Raw genomic sequence first — 15,129 nt, 5'->3', positions numbered from 1 at the left:
CGCCGTATCATCCTGCCCCCCCCACCAGCGTGTGCTTCGCCAAGTCCTCGAAAGGGTACGCGACCCCGCCGCGCTCGTTGCGTTCGTAGCCGGTCTTGAATTCGGTGTTGCGCCTGTAGGCTGCCGCGACCGCCGGACGGGCGGCGATGACGTCGTGCCACCGTGCGAGGTTCGGCCTGCCCTCCCCGGCGCCGAGGTATTTTATCCAGGGGAAGCAGGCGATGTCTGCGATCGAATAGGCGCCGGCCAGATAGTCAATTTCTGCAAGCCGACGATCCATGACATCGCGGAGTGCATCGAACATGCGGGAGTAACGGTGCTGCGGATAGGTGAAGTCCGTTTCTGGCTCGAGGCGCGGCGCGAACATGCGGAAGTGCCAGAACTGGCCACCGATCGGGCCGAGATTTGCCATCTGCCAGAACAGCCACTGCATGGTCTCGCTGCGGCCGCGCGTGTCGGCCGGCAGCAGTCGCCGGGTCTTTTCCGCCAGATACTGCAGGATCGCTCCGGATTCGAAAACCGTCACCGGCCCCTCGCCGTCGCCCGGAGCGCGATCCCGAATGACCGGCACCTTGGCGGTCGGCGCCCCTCCCAGCCTAGCCGGATCGAATTGCTCGCCCTTGCTGAGATCGACGAAGACGAGGTCGTAGGGCAGGCCGAGTTCTTCCAGCCCGATCATGACCTTGTAAACGTTCGGGCTCGACGAATAGAACAGCTCGATCATCGCTCGCCTCCCTTTCAACGCGGCGTCGTGCGGAAGGAGGCGAAGGGCAGCGCGTATGGTGCCGGCTCCAACAGGAGGCAGTCGTAGCCGCCCAGCAGCGTCGTTCCGAGCGCGGCGCGCTGCGACCGGTAAGCCTCCAGCATGACGGGATCGCTGTCGAAGGCCCGCCAGCCCCGGCGCCAGGCCGTCTCGTCCGGCCAGGAGAACAGCATGACGAGCGCCGGCATGGCTGGCCCGCTGATCATGTCGCAGACGGCCATCGCCTTCGCGCCGGCGGCCGTGATGCGCGGCAGATAGGTCGATGTGAGAAACTCCGAGACGGCCGCGTTCTGGCCGGGTAGGATCTTCTGCGTGACGAGCTGATGCAGGCCGCCGATCCGCTGGTCGCGTTCCGCATCGTCCTGCACGAAGGCGGGATTGGGTCGCATGAAGACGAGGTGGTTCTCCTCGACCATCTCCGATCCGGCATTGGTGGCGGCGCGTATTCTCGGCCATTCGGGATCGGCATAGAACGCGCCCCAGCAGGCTTCGCGCTCGGCGAAGTCCTTCCATTCCATGACGTAGCAGAATAGCGGCATGCGCGGGCCGGCGACGGCCGACCAGCGGCCGACGACGCGCACGCCGTGTTTCTCCAGAAGCCGCGGCGTGTGGTTCCGCATGCGGTCATGGTTGTCGTCCATGCGCCCGCGCTCGATCAGATACTGCCGCATCTCGTAAATCATCCGAACCCCTTCTCCTCTCAGGCCGCTGGACCCAAGCCATCATCGGCGGCAACGGGACCCCGAAGTCTGTCCCTTTGGCCGGTACACCTGCACAGGTCACCGATGCGAGGGACTTCTCAGCCGGAAGGCAAGGTTAAGCTGGGACTCGCAGCCTGGGCACCTCTTGCCGGCCGGCTGCTTCCCGGGAGCGGATTCTTTGGCCACATCGTCGGAACTGTCACGCCGCCTGGATTTCGATCAACCGGCGCCTGCGGCGGCGGGTGTCTCCCGCGCGCTGTTCTTCCTTGCCGTCGCCTCCTTCTCCGGCGCCGCCACGACGCGCATCATGGACGCGATCCTGCCGCAGATCGCGCATGAGTTCGCCGTCACAATCGGCGCGGCCGCCTTCGTGGCGACCGCCTATGCCTTCTCCTACGGCCTGTTCCAGCTCATCTTCGGGCCGCTCGGCGATCGGTACGGCAAGTACTTCGTCATCCTGCTCGCCTGCGTTGGCTCCGCCCTGGCGACGCTTGCCTGCGCTTTTTCGGGGACGCTCCCGGGACTCGCGGCCGCCCGCCTGCTATCCGGCATGATGGCCGCTGCAATCGTCCCGCTTTCCATCGCCTGGGTCGGCGACGTTGTGCCTAGTGATGAAAGGCAGCAGGTGCTCGCCCGCTTCATGTCGGCGCAGATCCTGGGTCTGCTGGCGGGCCAGATCGGCGGCGGCGTGCTCGGCGAGTATTTCGGCTGGCGCTCGGCCTTCCTGCCGATAGCGGCGATCTACGTGCTCGCCATCGCCGGCATGCTGTTCGAGGTAATTCGAAATCCGGCGCTCACGCGCACAAGGCAGGCAGCGGATGCCAGCCTGCGCAAGAGCTTCGCCACATTCGCCGGGCTGATCCGCCGGCCGGTCGTCCGCTTCGTGCTGGCCATGGTCACGATCGAATCCTTTGCCATGTTCGGCGCCTTCACCTATGTCGGCGCCAGCCTGCGCTACCGTTTCGGCTTCGACTATGCGTCGGTCGGCCTCTACCTTGCCATCTACTGCGCCGGGGGATTGGTCTACGTCCTGTTCTCGCGGCGGCTGATCGGATGGCTCGGCCCTGCCCGGCTATCGTTCTGGGGCACCGTGCTGGTGGCCACGACCTATGCGGCCGTCGCTATCACTCCGGTTCCCGAAGCCTATCTTCCGGCAATAGCCATCATGGGCCTCGGCTTCTACATGTTGCACAACACGCTGCAGACGCTGGCCACGCAGATGGCTCCGGATGCCCGCGGCTCGGCGGTGGCGCTCTTCGCCAGCTTCTACTTCCTCGCGCAGGCCGTCGGCGTCTACCTGGCGGGCCTCGTCATCGACCGGCACGGCACATCGCCGGTGTTCCTTGCGGCAGCGGCGCTGCTTCTCGTGCTCGGCTTCCTGCTACTGCGCGCCATGCCGCAAGAGCTCCGGAGCCGCTGAGCGGCAGCGCGTGGGCTCCATGCCCACGCGCAAAGGCTCGGCCGAGGAGTTATCTGGCGCTACTTCACCCGTTCCAGAACCGAGACGTAGTTGGCGACGGCCACCCCGCCCATGTTGAAGACGCCGGCGAGCGAGGCGCCGGGAACCTGCATTTCGCCGGCCTCGCCGGTCAGTTGCATGGCGGCAATCGCGTGCATGGAGACGCCGGTGGCGCCGATCGGATGGCCCTTTGCCTTCAGGCCGCCCGAGGGGTTCACCGGCAGCTTGCCGTTCTTCAGCGCGGTGCCCTCGCGGACAACCTTGTGGCCTTCTCCGGGTCTGGCCAGCCCCATTGCCTCGTATTCGATTAGCTCGGCGATGGTGAAGCAGTCGTGCGTCTCGACCAGGGAGAGATCATCCAGGGTGGCTCCGGCAGTCTCGAGCGCGCTCGCCCAGGCGCGCCGCGCTCCTTCGAAGGCGAGCACGTCGCGCCGGCTCAGGGCCATGATGTCGTTGACATGGCTTCTGGCACGGAAAGCGATGGCGCGCTTCATGCCTGCCGCGGTCTCCTCGTCGGCCAGCACCAGCGCCGCCGCACCGTCCGAGATCAGCGAGCAGTCGGTGCGCCGCAGCGGGGCGGCCACGTAGGGGTTCTTGTCCGAGACGGCGTTGCAGAAGTCGAAGCCGAAATCCTTGCGCATATGCGCATAGGGGTTGGCGACGCCATTGGCGTGGTTCTTGGCGGCGATCATGGCGAGTTCTTCGGAGCGGTCGCCATAACGCTGGAAATAGGCCTGGGCAATGCGGCCGAACAATCCTGCGAAACCGCCGTCGATATCGGCTTCCTCCTTGCGGTAGCTGGCGCCGAGCAGAACGTCGCCGACCTGCGCCGTCGGCATTGCGGTCATCTTCTCCACGCCGACGACTACCGCGATGCGGCCGCGCCCGGACTCGATGAAGTCGAGCGCGGCATAGATCGCCGCCGAGCCGGTAGCGCAGGCATTCTCCAGCCGCACCGCCGGCGCATAAGCCAGCGCCTGATTGCCCATCGCGACCAGCCCACCCTGGAAATCCTGTTTGGAGAAGCCGTTGTTCATCACGCCGACGAAGATGCCGTCGATGTCCTGCGGACCAATGCCGGCGTGGTCGAGGGCAGGCGCGACGACCAATGCCATGAGTTCCTCGGTGTCGGCAGCGTCTAGCTTTCCGAAGGGCGAATGCGCCCACCCGACGATCTGTCCCTTGGGCATTCCATATCTCCGTGTCTGAAAGGCGTCGTTTTGGAAGCCGCCTCACGCCTCGATGCGCAGCGGCAGCGTGTCCAGAGTGTGAAGCTGGTTGATCAGCCTGTAGCGCGGCTCGCCCATCAGGCGGATCGACTTCGCCCGCATCGCGAGCGCCCGCAGCAGGCATTCGGCCTCGAGCCGCGCGATCATCTGCCCGATACAGCTGTGCGTGCCGAAGCCGAAGGCCATGTGGATGCCGGCCGTGTCGCGGGTGATGTCGTATTTGGTCGGATTGTCCCAGAAGCGCGGATCACGGTTGGCCGCGCCGGAGAAGATGCCGATCTTGGTGTCGGCCTCCAGCGCGAAACCACTGAGCTCGGTGGCGCGCGTAGTAGTGCGATAGTTCACATAAGACGGCGATTCGTGGCGGATCGCTTCCTCGAAGGCACCGCGCGCCTTGCTGGGATCGGCTCTCAGGATTGCCCACTGATCCGGATCGCGGGCAAGTTGCAGAAGCGCGAAGCCGATACCGGCGACGGTGGTGTCCATGCCACCGCGTACGAATGCACGGCAGATGTTGGAGGCGATGCCTGGCTCGAACTCGCCGCGATCTTCGGCCTCGAACAGCATCTCGCCGATCGAGCCCGGCAGCATTGCCTCGCGCTGCACGCTTCGCTCATACCAGTCGAGGTAAGGCTCGGCGCGCCTGACGGCGGCGACGTGGAGCTCGTTCTCAGGGCCGGCCTGGTTGAAGCTCATCTCGCCGATCGCCAGCGCCTCGGTGCGCGGCAGGTCGACGCCTACGACGCCAGGAAAAACCTTGAGCACATAGGCTTCGGCGACGTCGTCGACGCCGTTCACGTCCTTCATCTCGATGATGCGGTCGGCGAAGACGGCGGCTTCCGCCTCAAAGTGCTCGCGCCAGCGGCGGATGACGATCGGCGACAGGATCTTCGTCAGCGTGCCGCGGATCGCGGTGTGACCCGGCGGGTCGTTCTCCAGCAGCCGATTGGGAATGCGGAATTTCCCGGGCTTGCGGATGTCGGCGATGCCGATGCCGGCGCTGGCCGTGAAGCGGTCGTGATCGTTGAGGATGATCTTGGTTTCCTCGTAGCGCCCGGTCACATAGACGCCATAGCGGCTGAGCCGCACGATCGCCGCCGTTTCGCGCATGCGGTCGAAGAAGGGATAGGGATTGGAAAGGACCTCGTTGGAGTAGGGATCGATATCGAGATCCGGCGGCACGGGAAGCGACGAGCGCGACGGCACGCGGTGCGGTTCTGCAACTGCCGACATGATCCTACCTCCTTGAACGTCGCATGATCGCCCAGGCAGGAGATGCCAACCGCCCCCATGGCGTGGGACAGCCGGGCCACGATATCCGGGATATCCAGACGGGCGGCCGTGCCGCGCATGAGCGGCTTCGACGGGAGATTTGGCATTGACGGAATTCGACGTGGTGGTGGTCGGCTCCGGCGCAAGCGGCATGAGTGCCGCGGTCGTCGCCGCCAAGCATGGCCTCAGGACGCTCGTGGTCGAAAAGACCGAATTCTTTGGTGGCACCACCGCCTATTCGGGCGGCGTCGCCTGGATTCCGAACAACCACCATATAAAGGCGGCCGGAAAGCAGGACAGCCGCGCGCAGGCGATCGAATACCTGCGGGCCACCCTCGGCAACCACTACGAGGCCGCCAAGATCGAGGCCTATCTCGATAACGCGCCGGCGATGCTGCGCTACATGGAAGACAATACCGAGCTGGATTTCGTCGCTGTGGGGACCCCAGACTACTTGCCCTGGAACCCCGGCGCTTCGAGCCATCGCGGCGTCCTGGCCAAGGAATATGACGGCAGTCGCCTCGGCGATCGCCTGAATCAGCTTCGGCGGCCCCTCAAGGAATTCACCGTCTTCGACAGCATGCAGGTCGCGGGCGCCGACATCATACCGCTGCGCAAGGCGTTCCGCAGCGCCAAGGGATTCGTCCATACGACGCGGATGGTGACCAACTACGCGTTGCAGAAGGCCCGCTACGGCAGGGGCACCCGGCTCACCAGCGGCAATGCGCTGGCCGGCCGGCTGCTCAAATCCGCGCTTGATGCGGGTGTGACGCTTTGGTCCGATACGGCGGCGCGGCGCATCGTGATGGAGAACGGCCGAGCGACGGGCCTCGTCGTGACCAGGGAGGGCAAGGAGGTCACGGTCACCGCGCACCGGGGCGTGGTGCTGGCCAGCGGCGGCTTCGGCGCAAATGCCGAGATGCGCAAGGAGTTCATGCCGCTCGCTGAACACCACGTTTCGATGCAGCCCGAGGGCAATGTCGGCGATGGCGTCAGACTTGGGGCCGAGGCGGGCGGCGAACTGGTCAGGACGAACCCAGCCAATGGCATCTTCACGCCGGTCTCGATGGTCAGGGATCGTGACGGCAAGCTGAAGCGCTTTCCGCACATCATGATCGACCGCTACATGCCCGGCTCGATCGCCGTCGACGGGACGGGCAAGCGTTTCGTCAACGAGGCCGATTCCTACCAGACCTTCGTCATGACCATGCAGCAGCGGGGGCTGGCCAGGGTGCACATGATCGCCGACCGGGCCTTCCTGCGCCGGTACGGGATGGGCCTGGCGCGGCCGTTCCCCTATCCGGTCCGTAAATGGGTCGACAACGGCTACCTGATCGAGGCGGCATCCATAGCCGAACTGGCGAGGAAAATCGGTGTCGATCCGGCCACGCTGGAGACGACCGTCGCAAGCTTCAATCGCGGCGCTGCGAGGGGAGAAGATCCCGAGTTCAAGCGCGGCGCCGACGCGCATTCGCTCTATCGCGGCGATCAGGAGAACAAGCCCAATCCGAGCCTCTCACCGATCATCAAGCCGCCCTTCTACGCCATCGCGCTGGTCCCCGGCGATCTGAGCTCGGTAGCCGGGCTGCGGACCGACGAGCGGGCACGGGTGCTCGGCAAGGACAGGACGCCGATCGGCGGCCTCTATGCCGTCGGCCTCGACATGAATTCGATGACCCGGGGGCTCTATCCGGCCGGCGGCTCCAGCCTCGGCCCGGCGCTCACCTTCGGCTATATCGCGGCCCGCGACATGGCCGGCGTGGACGCATCGACCGAGCCCGCTCCGGCGGAACCGGCTCCCGCCTGAGCAGTGGCGTGCGGCGTCGGCTACACGCCGACGGCCTCCGGCGTTACAATTTTGCGGCCGCGTCCTGGACCGCCCCCCGCTGGCCGTTCGCGGTGGCTTCCGGAGCCCGGTAGAGGCAAAGTCCGCCGTCGACAGGCAGCGCGACGCCTGTCACGAAATCCGACGCTTCGGAGGCGAGGAACAGCGCCGCGTCGGCTATGTTCCGGGCCTCCCCCACCTGCGGCAGCGGCTGCATCCTGGAAAACCGCTCGCGGTCGAGCGCGAGCCTGTCTCCCATATCGGCATCACCGCCGACATGGCCGCTCCAGATCGAAGTCGGCACGGCGCCCGGCACGATCGTGTTGACGCGGATCCTGTACTGGCCCAGCGCCAGCGCAGCGTAGCGCCCGGCCGCGACCACGCCGGCCTTCGCGACGCTGTAGGCATAAGGCCCCGAGCCGCCGAGCGAGAATGGCGCGGCAGACGAGGTCAGAATGATGGAGCCCTTGCCGCGTGTCTTCATCGGTGCGACTGCCACCTTTAAGGCAAGCATCGTGCTGCGCAGGAGCAGATGCTGGGTGTCGTCCCAGCCCTCGACGGAGATGTCGTCGACGCCGCCATAGTCGCCCACGGCGCCGGCATTGTGGTACATGACATCGAGTCCACCGAAGCCGTCGACGGCCTGCACCACCGCCGCCACGAAATCGGCTTCCTCACGAACGTCGCACAGGCTGAAGCGCACTTTGCCGGCGAAGCGCTGCTCCAGCGCCCTGCCCTTCTCGTCCTGGATGTCAGCCACCACGACCCGTGCGCCCTCGGCCACGAACAGTTCCGTCGCCGCCAGCCCCATCCCGGAAACGCCGCCCGAGATGATCGCCACCTTGCCGTCTAGACGACCCGCCATTGCCCTCTCCGTGTTTGCGGTTCTTTTGTCGGAGACAAGCTTGCTGGAGCGGACAAAACATGAAGTCCCGTCGTGCGGGGGCAAAGCGGTCCCACGGGACGGGTACAGATGCCGATAGCACCCGGGCCTATGCGAAACGGGGTGCGGTCCCGCGCCTGCCCGGCTATGTGGTGGCCGGCGATATCTTCAGCACTGTCAGGAAAAGCTCGATGGCCAACAATGTCGACCTCAATGCCCGCCCCCGCGACTGGCTGGGTGGGGGGCTCGTGAAGGATCTCGTCGCCTTCGTCGCCGGCGGCGGCAGCGGCATCGGCGAGGCCACGGCCAAGACGCTGGCCATGAACGGTGCGAAGGTGGTGGTCGCCGATCGCCGTAAGGAGCCGGCGGTGCGGGTCGCCGCCGAAATTGTCGAGGCAGGGGGCGAAGCGATCGCCGCCGTGATGGACGTCTCCGTCCAGGCCGACATAGACGCCGCGGTCAAGGCCACGATCGACCAGTTTGGCAAGCTCGACATCCTCGTGAACTCGGCCGGAGTGATCTTTCCGGGCTCGCTGGAGGACTGCTCGCTCGACGACTGGCGCACCTCGTTCTTGGTGAATGTCGACGCGGCGCTGCTGCTTGCCCGCGCCTGCCTGCCGCACCTGCGCAAGAGCGACAACGCCTCGATCGTCAACGTCTCGTCGCTCGCCGGCCAGAGCGCATATCCGAACGGCGGCGCCTATGGGCCGAGCAAGTCGGCCCTGATCTCGCTGACCCGCCAGATGGCGCTGGAATGGGCGTCGGACGGCATCCGCGTCAATGTGGTGAGCCCCGGCACGATCGACACGCCGCTGACGCGCGCCAACATGCGCCCCGAAATCATCGCGCAGCGCGAGGCGAAGATCCCGCTCGGCCGCCTCGGCGTCTCCAGCGAGCTTGCCGACACGGTGGTCTTCCTGGCGTCGCCGGCCGCCTCCTTCGTCACTGCACAGAATGTCAATTGCGACGGCGGCCTCTCGCAAAGCCTGATGGTGCAGAAGTTCTACGCCAACAAGTAAGCGTGCCTGACGGTGCCGGGCTTTCGAACCGGTGCCGACCCCTCTTTTCTCACCCTGCCAGGACGGCTCGTCTTCAAGCCGTAGAGGGCATCAATGACCGCCAACGGTCCGGCGCCGCTTTCGTCCATCTTCTGCTTCTTCGGCGCGTTTTTCCTGTTCTCCTGCACAGATGCCGGCGCGAAATACCTTGTCCTCGCCGGCATGCAGCCGCCTTTTCTGAGCTGGATGCGCTTCCTCGTGCATGCGGTGCTGGTGTCGCTGCTGCTCAGGCTGTGGGTCCGGCCACGGCGCTTCGCTCCGGCCAATCCCGGCGCGCATGTACTGCGCGGCATCCTGCTTTTCCTCTCCGGCCTGTTCAGCTTCTGGTCGCTGCTTACGCTGCAGCTCGTCGAGTTCACTGCCATCATCTTCATGGGTCCGCTGGTCATCACCGCGCTCGCGCAGCCGCTGCTCGGCGAAAAGGTGGAATGGCAGCGCTGGATCGCCGTCTGCGTCGGTCTGATCGGGGTGCTGGTAATCACCAGGCCCGGTTTCGGCGCATTCAAGATGGGCCATGCCTCGGCCCTGCTCGCCATGCTGACCCACTGCCTGTTCGTGATCATGACGCGGCGCATGAGCGCCAGCGAAACGCATGAAAGCCTACTCATCCTGCCCGCCGTGGTAGCGACGCTGTTCATGCTGCCAGCCGTTCCCCTGACCGGCTCACTGCCGGAGAACGGGCTGCAATGGGCTGTGCTGCTTTCGCTCGGCGCCTTCGCCGCCATGGGGCACTGGCTGTTCCTGCGCGCCTACCGGATGGCCGAAGCCTCGGTGCTTGCGCCCTATGCCTATGTCCAAATGCTGTGGACGGCGCTGTTCGGCTACTTCCTGTTCGGCAACATCCCGGACGGCTGGACGATGCTGGGCAGCGCCATCATCATCGCCGGCGGGCTCTATCTCATGCACCGGGACCGGCTCGCGCGCGCCAAGGCGCGCTGAGCCGCCTGCAGGCGCGTTACCGGGCCGGGGAGCGCGGCCGAGCCCCTCTAATGAAATACGAGGCGCGGTGACCCGCGCCCCGTCTGCGTTCTTGCCCGTCCGCTAGCCCGCAACGGAAACTGTCCCGGTTGCCTCCGGTAAATTTCCGTATGGAGTTCGTCAGTCGCTTTTGCCGGCGCTTATCGCCGCGCGATACTCGGCCAGGATCTCCTCCGGGTTGGCCAGCCCCTTCGCCTTGGCGCGCTCGATCCAGGCCTGCTCGATCGGCTTCAGCTTCTCGCGCAGTTCCGCCACCATCTCCGGGCTCGCCTCTTCCACGACATATCCGGCTTCCTTCAGCCTGGCGTTGGCCGCGTCCTCGGCCTTGCTGTAGGCAGCGCCGACCGTCGCTGCGAGCTTCTCCGCGGAAATCGCCATGATCGCTTCCTGGTCGGCCGGCGCGATCTCGGCCCACTTGTCAGGGTTGATCGCAACCATGTTGACGGCGTTGGAAGCGCCGCCGGGCAACAGCAGGGCGAACCTGGTCAGGTCGGTCTGGCCGAAGCCGACCACCGTGTTGGCCTGGGTCATCTGGCCGTCGATCGTGCCGGTCGCGAGCATCTCGAACGCCTCCGTCGACGGCTTGTTGATGGCGACGCCGCCGAGATTCTCGAGGAAGGCGGTCGTGCCCGATGTCGGGCTGCGCAGCTTCAGGCCCTTGATGTCGTGGATGGTCTTGATCTGCTTCCTGGCGGTGAAGAGCTGGCTTGGCGAGATCGTGCAGATCGACAGGATTTTCACGCCTTTGAACTCGTCGTAGCGTTCGAGGTGCTTGCGATAGAGCCTGTCGAAGGCCGGAGCGATCGTGCTGGCGTCACTGCTGAGCAGCGGCAGTTCGCCGAATTCGGTCAGCACGAAGCGGCCCGGGGTATAGGACGAGACCATGAAGGCCATATCGGCCAGCCCATCGCGCACCACGTCGAACTGGCTCGCGGTAGTGCCGACGACCTTGGGCAGCACCTCGACCTTCACCCGCCCTTCGGTGACCCGTTCGATCTCGTCGATCCAAGGCTTCAGCGCCTTGTCCCACAGGAAGAAGTTCGGTGGCAGCCAGTTGGAGTAACGGATGGTCACGGCCTCAGCGAAGACCGCAGTTGAGGACATGGACAGGCCGATGGCTAGGGCCGCCGCGGCGGCAAGTCTGCTCAGAAACATTTCCCGCTCCTTCAGAAAATCGTACACTACCGTTCTTGAATTCGGCTCGTCGGCTCACCCCCCACTAGCCCCGTTTCGCACGTGAGTGACGCCCCCCAACCGGCGGCTTCGCGGCCACCTTTTTCCCGCTGGTGCGAAGAAAGAGGGCGGCCGTCCGCGACCTCCTCTCCCTCGGGGGAGAGCTCCGCCGAGCGAAGCGGGGGCGGCGTGAGAGGGACAATCTCCCTATGCGATTTGCGTGCCCTCGATGCGGCCCGTGGCCGGCGAGCCGGAGGGGTGGGACGGACAGTCAATAGGATTTGGCGACTTCGGCTTTATAGGCGTCGAGCACTTCTTCGGCATTGGCGAGACCTGCCGCCTTGGCTCGAGCGATCCAGGCGTCTTCCACCGGCTTCAGTCTCACCTTGAGCTCGGCGATCTGTTCGGGCGTGGCTTCGCCCATGTGGTAGTTGGCGGCGCGCATCTTCTCCAGGGCAACCTTGTCGGCCTTGTCGTAGGCCTCCCCAGCCTTCCTTGCGAAGACGTCACCAGAGATCCCCATGATCGCCTTGCGGTCCTCTTCGGAAATCTCAGCCCATTTGTCGGCGTTCAGGCCCATGATGATGACCGAATTCGCCAAGCCGCCCGGTACATGATAGGTGCCATCCATCAGGTCGAGCTGGTTGAAGCCAGGGATGGTGTTGAGGTTGGTGACCTGACCGTCGATCGTGCCCGTGGCCAACATCTCGTAGGCCTCGGCGGCGGATTTCAGGATCGGCACCGCGCCGACTAGCTTCAGCACCTCGGTCAAGGTGACGGAACTGCTGCGCAGTTTCAGTCCGGCGAGGCCATCGACGGAATCGACCTTCTTGCCCTTGGTCACGATCTGCAGCGGCGAGATGACCAGAAGCGAGAGCGGCTCCACGCCCTCGAAGACGCCATGCTGCGCGATATGGGTCCGGTACGTCTTGTCGAAGGCGGGCGCCAGCACGGCCGCATCCGGCCCAATCAGCGGCAGGTCGCCGAGCTCGATCATCGGGAAGCGCCCCGGCGTATAGCCCGCCACCATCCATGACAGGTCCGCCAGACCGTCGCGCACCACGTCATATTGGGCCGAGACCGTGCCGACGACCTTTGGCGACACCACGACCTTCACACGCCCTTCGGTGACCTGCTCGATCTCCTTCAGCCAGGGATGAACGACGTCGTCCCACAGGAAGAAATTGGCGGGCAGCCAGTTCGAGTAGCGGATGGTCACCGTCTCCGCGAATGCCGCCGTCGCCGACAGCGACAGTCCGGCCGCCAGCGTCACGCCGGCCAGCATCTTCAGCAGCATGAATTCCTCCCAGAACTATGGTTTGCCTCGCGTAGCATGCGAGCGAGCAGCCGGAGCGTATGTCCCCTGCGAAGTGACGCCTCCGATGCGCGCGGCCCGGTCCCACAAGCGGGGGACGGAGCCGCAGGCCCAAGGCGCCTACACCTTCGGTCGGAGAACCAAGGGTGGAGGAACAGGATGAGCACGCCGGCCAGAAGATCCGATCTGCTCGAACCGCCTTCCGTGGCGCTCGATCCTTATGCGATGGCGGTGCTGGAAGATCCCCTGCCCTTCTACCGCGCCCTGCTCGACGCCGGACCGGTGGTCTGGTTCGAGAAATACGGTGTGTATGGCGTAGGCCGCTACGACGAATTGCGTCAGGTCGTGACCGATTACAGCCGCTTCACCGCGTCGAGCGGCGTCGGCATTACCGACGCACGCAAGCCGGAGTTCCGCGGCCGCCCGCCGAGCGCGCTGGTGGAGGTCGATCCGCCGCAGCACACCGAGACGCGCCGCGTCGCCAACCGCATCATGTCGCCGCTGGTAATCCGCAAGTGGCGCTCGCTGTTCGAGGAGGAGGCGAAGCTCGCGGTCGACGCCATCCTCGAAAAGGGAACGTTCGACGGCGTGCGGGACCTCGTAGAGGCCGTCGTGTTCGGCGGCTTTCCGGTGGCTATGGGCATCCGCTTCGACGCCGACGCCATCCGCGCCATCGGCTACATGTCGTTCAACCAGACCGGCCCCGAAAACGAGCTCTACTTCAAGGGCCTGAAGGCGGGCGAGCCCTATCTCGACTGGTTCATGGCCGCCTGCCAGCGCGACGCCGTCACGCCCGGCTCGATCGCCGACGACTTCTTCAAGGCGGAAGAGGCGGGCGAACTGCTGCCGGGCATCGCCTCCAACATCACGCGCTCGCTGGTGCGCGGCGGGATGGACACCACCATCAGCGGCATGTCGGCGGCGCTGCTGCTGCTCGCAGGTCATCCCGACCAGTGGTCGGTGCTGAAGCAGAATCCCGGACGGGCGCGATTCGTGTTCGACGAGGCGATCCGGCTGCAGGCGCCGAATCATGTCGTCTACCGCTGCACAGCCGGGGACACCGAGCTCAGCGGCCATTTCCTGCGTGGCGACACCAAGGTCGCCACCTTCCCGACCGCCGCCAACCGCGACCCGAGCAAGTGGGAGCGGCCGGACGCTTTCGACGTGATGCGCGACACCGCCAACGTCCACATGTCGTTCGGCGCCGCCGACCACAATTGCATCGGCCAGAACGTGGCGCGCATGGAAGCCGAGTGCATGCTGGGCGAACTCGTCCGCCGCGTCGGCACGATCGAACTGGCCGGCGAGCCGCAATACCTCATCCACAACCAGTTGCGCATCCTCGAGCGGTTGCCGCTCGCCGTCACGCCGGCTTGACCGGCGGCGCCCGAACCTTGGAGAACCGTGCGTGGCGACAGTCAGACAATTCACGTTCCTGAAGCGCAAGCCCGGCCTGACGGTCGAAGACTTCACCTCCGCCTGGGGCAACGGGCACGCATCCCGGCTTCTGGCGAACGAAACCTTCTGGTCGAGCGCCGCCGGCTACCGCCAGAACCGCGTCTTGCCGGCGATCGCCGAGTTCACGCCGGAGCCGCTCTGGGATGGCGTCGTGCAGATCGAGCTGGCCGACAAGACCTCCGCCCCTGACCTCATCCGCTACGATCCGTTCGCCAGGAATGCCGGCCTCGAGGAAGAGGACTTCGTCGACCCCGAGCAGATGGTGCAGTTCGTTGCCGAGGCGAAGGTCGTGCTCGATGGTCCCGCCCGCGGCATCAAGATATTGAGCCTGCCGCGCCGCAAGGCCGGCCTCAGCCCAGCGGAGTTCAGCCGCCACTATCGCGAGGTGCATGGCGCGCTTGTGGCGCGCAACGAGGCTTTCAAGAAATACGCCAACCGCTACGTGCAGCATCATGCCCGGCCCGAGACGGTGAAGGCGACGGCTGGCTTCGTGCCCTATGACGGGATCTCGGAGTTCTGGTTCGACAGCCTCGACCACGCCTGGGCGGCGTGGGCGGCTCCCTCCTACATGGCCGAATTGCGAGCCGACGAGAAGAACTTCGTCGGCAGCCCGCCCTCGCACAGGCTGCTGGTCGAGGAAGTGCTGTTTCCGCGCTTGTGAGGGGAAGAATGGACCGCGTCGAAACACCGTGCCGGCGCATCTGTCGCCAGGATCCGGACGCGGGCTTCTGCGTCGGCTGCGGCCGCACGGTGCGCGAGGTATTCATGTGGTTCGACATGACCGAGGAAGCGCGCGCCGCGGTCACGGCAGCACTGCCAGTGCGCCTGGCCTCGCTGCCGTCGGACCGGCGCGCCGCCGGCAGCAAGTAGACCGCGAACCCGTCCCTCACCGCAGTGACAGAAATCAGCCGCGGCGGCTGCAGAATGCTTGCGCGGTCGCGTCCGGAGAGGGCAAACGTGAACGCTAGGGGAGACCAATCCGCCGGTAAGACCGGCGGCAGACGGGAGGAAAGCC

The 15,129-nt window shown here is 65.7% G+C and carries 14 protein-coding genes; 7 read left to right on the top strand and 7 right to left on the bottom strand.

Annotation, left to right across the window (positions count from 1 at the left end; all coding sequences use genetic code 11):
• Positions 1-7: 7 nt before the first annotated feature.
• Both HUI96_RS25930 and HUI96_RS25925 read right to left on the bottom strand, forming a co-directional pair.
• Positions 8-724, bottom strand: a complete 717-nt coding sequence (locus HUI96_RS25930) for a glutathione S-transferase family protein (RefSeq protein WP_188257609.1) — start codon at positions 722-724, stop codon at positions 8-10.
• A gap of 14 nt (positions 725-738) precedes the next feature.
• The gene (locus HUI96_RS25925) at positions 739-1,446 is read right to left on the bottom strand and encodes an NIPSNAP family protein (RefSeq protein WP_188257608.1); all 708 of its coding nucleotides are present in this window, start codon (positions 1,444-1,446) and stop codon (positions 739-741) included.
• Positions 1,447-1,642: 196 nt separating this feature from the next.
• Here HUI96_RS25925 and HUI96_RS25920 point away from each other — a divergent pair, with 196 nt between their 5' ends.
• Positions 1,643-2,884 (top strand): MFS transporter, encoded by a 1,242-nt coding sequence (locus tag HUI96_RS25920; protein WP_188257607.1) that lies wholly within the window; start codon positions 1,643-1,645, stop codon positions 2,882-2,884.
• 59 nt (positions 2,885-2,943) lie between these two features.
• On the opposite strand, the gene HUI96_RS25915 is transcribed toward HUI96_RS25920, so the two are convergent.
• Positions 2,944-4,113, bottom strand: coding sequence for an acetyl-CoA acetyltransferase (locus HUI96_RS25915; protein ID WP_188257606.1), 1,170 nt, complete (start codon positions 4,111-4,113; stop codon positions 2,944-2,946).
• Positions 4,114-4,155: 42 nt separating this feature from the next.
• Entirely contained in the window at positions 4,156-5,385 is a 1,230-nt protein-coding gene (locus tag HUI96_RS25910) for a cytochrome P450 (protein ID WP_188257605.1), read from the bottom strand.
• Between the two features lie 145 nt (positions 5,386-5,530).
• On the opposite strand from HUI96_RS25910, the gene HUI96_RS25905 reads away from it, so the two are divergent.
• Positions 5,531-7,231: an FAD-dependent oxidoreductase gene (locus HUI96_RS25905; protein WP_188257604.1), complete on the top strand. Its 1,701-nt coding sequence runs from the start codon at positions 5,531-5,533 to the stop codon at positions 7,229-7,231.
• A gap of 43 nt (positions 7,232-7,274) precedes the next feature.
• Here the strand turns inward: HUI96_RS25905 and HUI96_RS25900 are convergent, their stop codons facing one another.
• The gene (locus HUI96_RS25900; RefSeq protein WP_188257603.1) at positions 7,275-8,114 is read right to left on the bottom strand and encodes an SDR family NAD(P)-dependent oxidoreductase; all 840 of its coding nucleotides are present in this window, start codon (positions 8,112-8,114) and stop codon (positions 7,275-7,277) included.
• 59 nt (positions 8,115-8,173) lie between these two features.
• Between HUI96_RS25900 and HUI96_RS25895 the strand changes: the two genes are divergently transcribed.
• Both HUI96_RS25895 and HUI96_RS25890 read left to right on the top strand, forming a co-directional pair.
• Positions 8,174-9,151, top strand: coding sequence for an SDR family NAD(P)-dependent oxidoreductase (locus HUI96_RS25895; RefSeq protein WP_188257602.1), 978 nt, complete (start codon positions 8,174-8,176; stop codon positions 9,149-9,151).
• A gap of 93 nt (positions 9,152-9,244) precedes the next feature.
• Positions 9,245-10,129 (top strand): DMT family transporter, encoded by an 885-nt coding sequence (locus HUI96_RS25890; RefSeq protein ID WP_188257601.1) that lies wholly within the window; start codon positions 9,245-9,247, stop codon positions 10,127-10,129.
• Between the two features lie 159 nt (positions 10,130-10,288).
• On the opposite strand, the gene HUI96_RS25885 is transcribed toward HUI96_RS25890, so the two are convergent.
• Positions 10,289-11,323: a TRAP transporter substrate-binding protein gene (locus tag HUI96_RS25885; RefSeq protein WP_188257600.1), complete on the bottom strand. Its 1,035-nt coding sequence runs from the start codon at positions 11,321-11,323 to the stop codon at positions 10,289-10,291.
• A gap of 289 nt (positions 11,324-11,612) precedes the next feature.
• Complete coding sequence (locus tag HUI96_RS25880; protein WP_188257599.1) at positions 11,613-12,638, bottom strand: TRAP transporter substrate-binding protein; 1,026 nt, start codon at positions 12,636-12,638, stop codon at positions 11,613-11,615.
• A 177-nt stretch (positions 12,639-12,815) separates the two neighbouring features.
• Here HUI96_RS25880 and HUI96_RS25875 point away from each other — a divergent pair, with 177 nt between their 5' ends.
• Genes HUI96_RS25875 through HUI96_RS25865 form a run of 3 tightly spaced genes read left to right on the top strand, consistent with a single transcriptional unit; the run spans position 12,816 to position 14,984 of the window.
• Complete coding sequence (locus tag HUI96_RS25875; RefSeq protein ID WP_188257598.1) at positions 12,816-14,033, top strand: cytochrome P450; 1,218 nt, start codon at positions 12,816-12,818, stop codon at positions 14,031-14,033.
• 31 nt (positions 14,034-14,064) lie between these two features.
• A complete protein-coding gene (locus HUI96_RS30130; RefSeq protein ID WP_188257597.1) occupies positions 14,065-14,775 on the top strand; it encodes an EthD domain-containing protein in 711 nt (236 codons plus the stop codon).
• Positions 14,776-14,783: 8 nt separating this feature from the next.
• The gene (locus HUI96_RS25865; protein WP_188257596.1) at positions 14,784-14,984 is read left to right on the top strand and encodes a DUF1289 domain-containing protein; all 201 of its coding nucleotides are present in this window, start codon (positions 14,784-14,786) and stop codon (positions 14,982-14,984) included.
• The last annotated feature ends 145 nt before the right edge of the window (positions 14,985-15,129 follow it).

It is taken from the genome of Pseudaminobacter soli (ex Zhang et al. 2022), from assembly GCF_014595955.1.
GTDB lineage: Bacteria > Pseudomonadota > Alphaproteobacteria > Rhizobiales > Rhizobiaceae > Kumtagia > Kumtagia pseudosoli.
The sequence above is the reverse complement of the archived record's forward strand: the minus strand, read 5'-3'. Positions and strand labels throughout refer to the sequence as shown.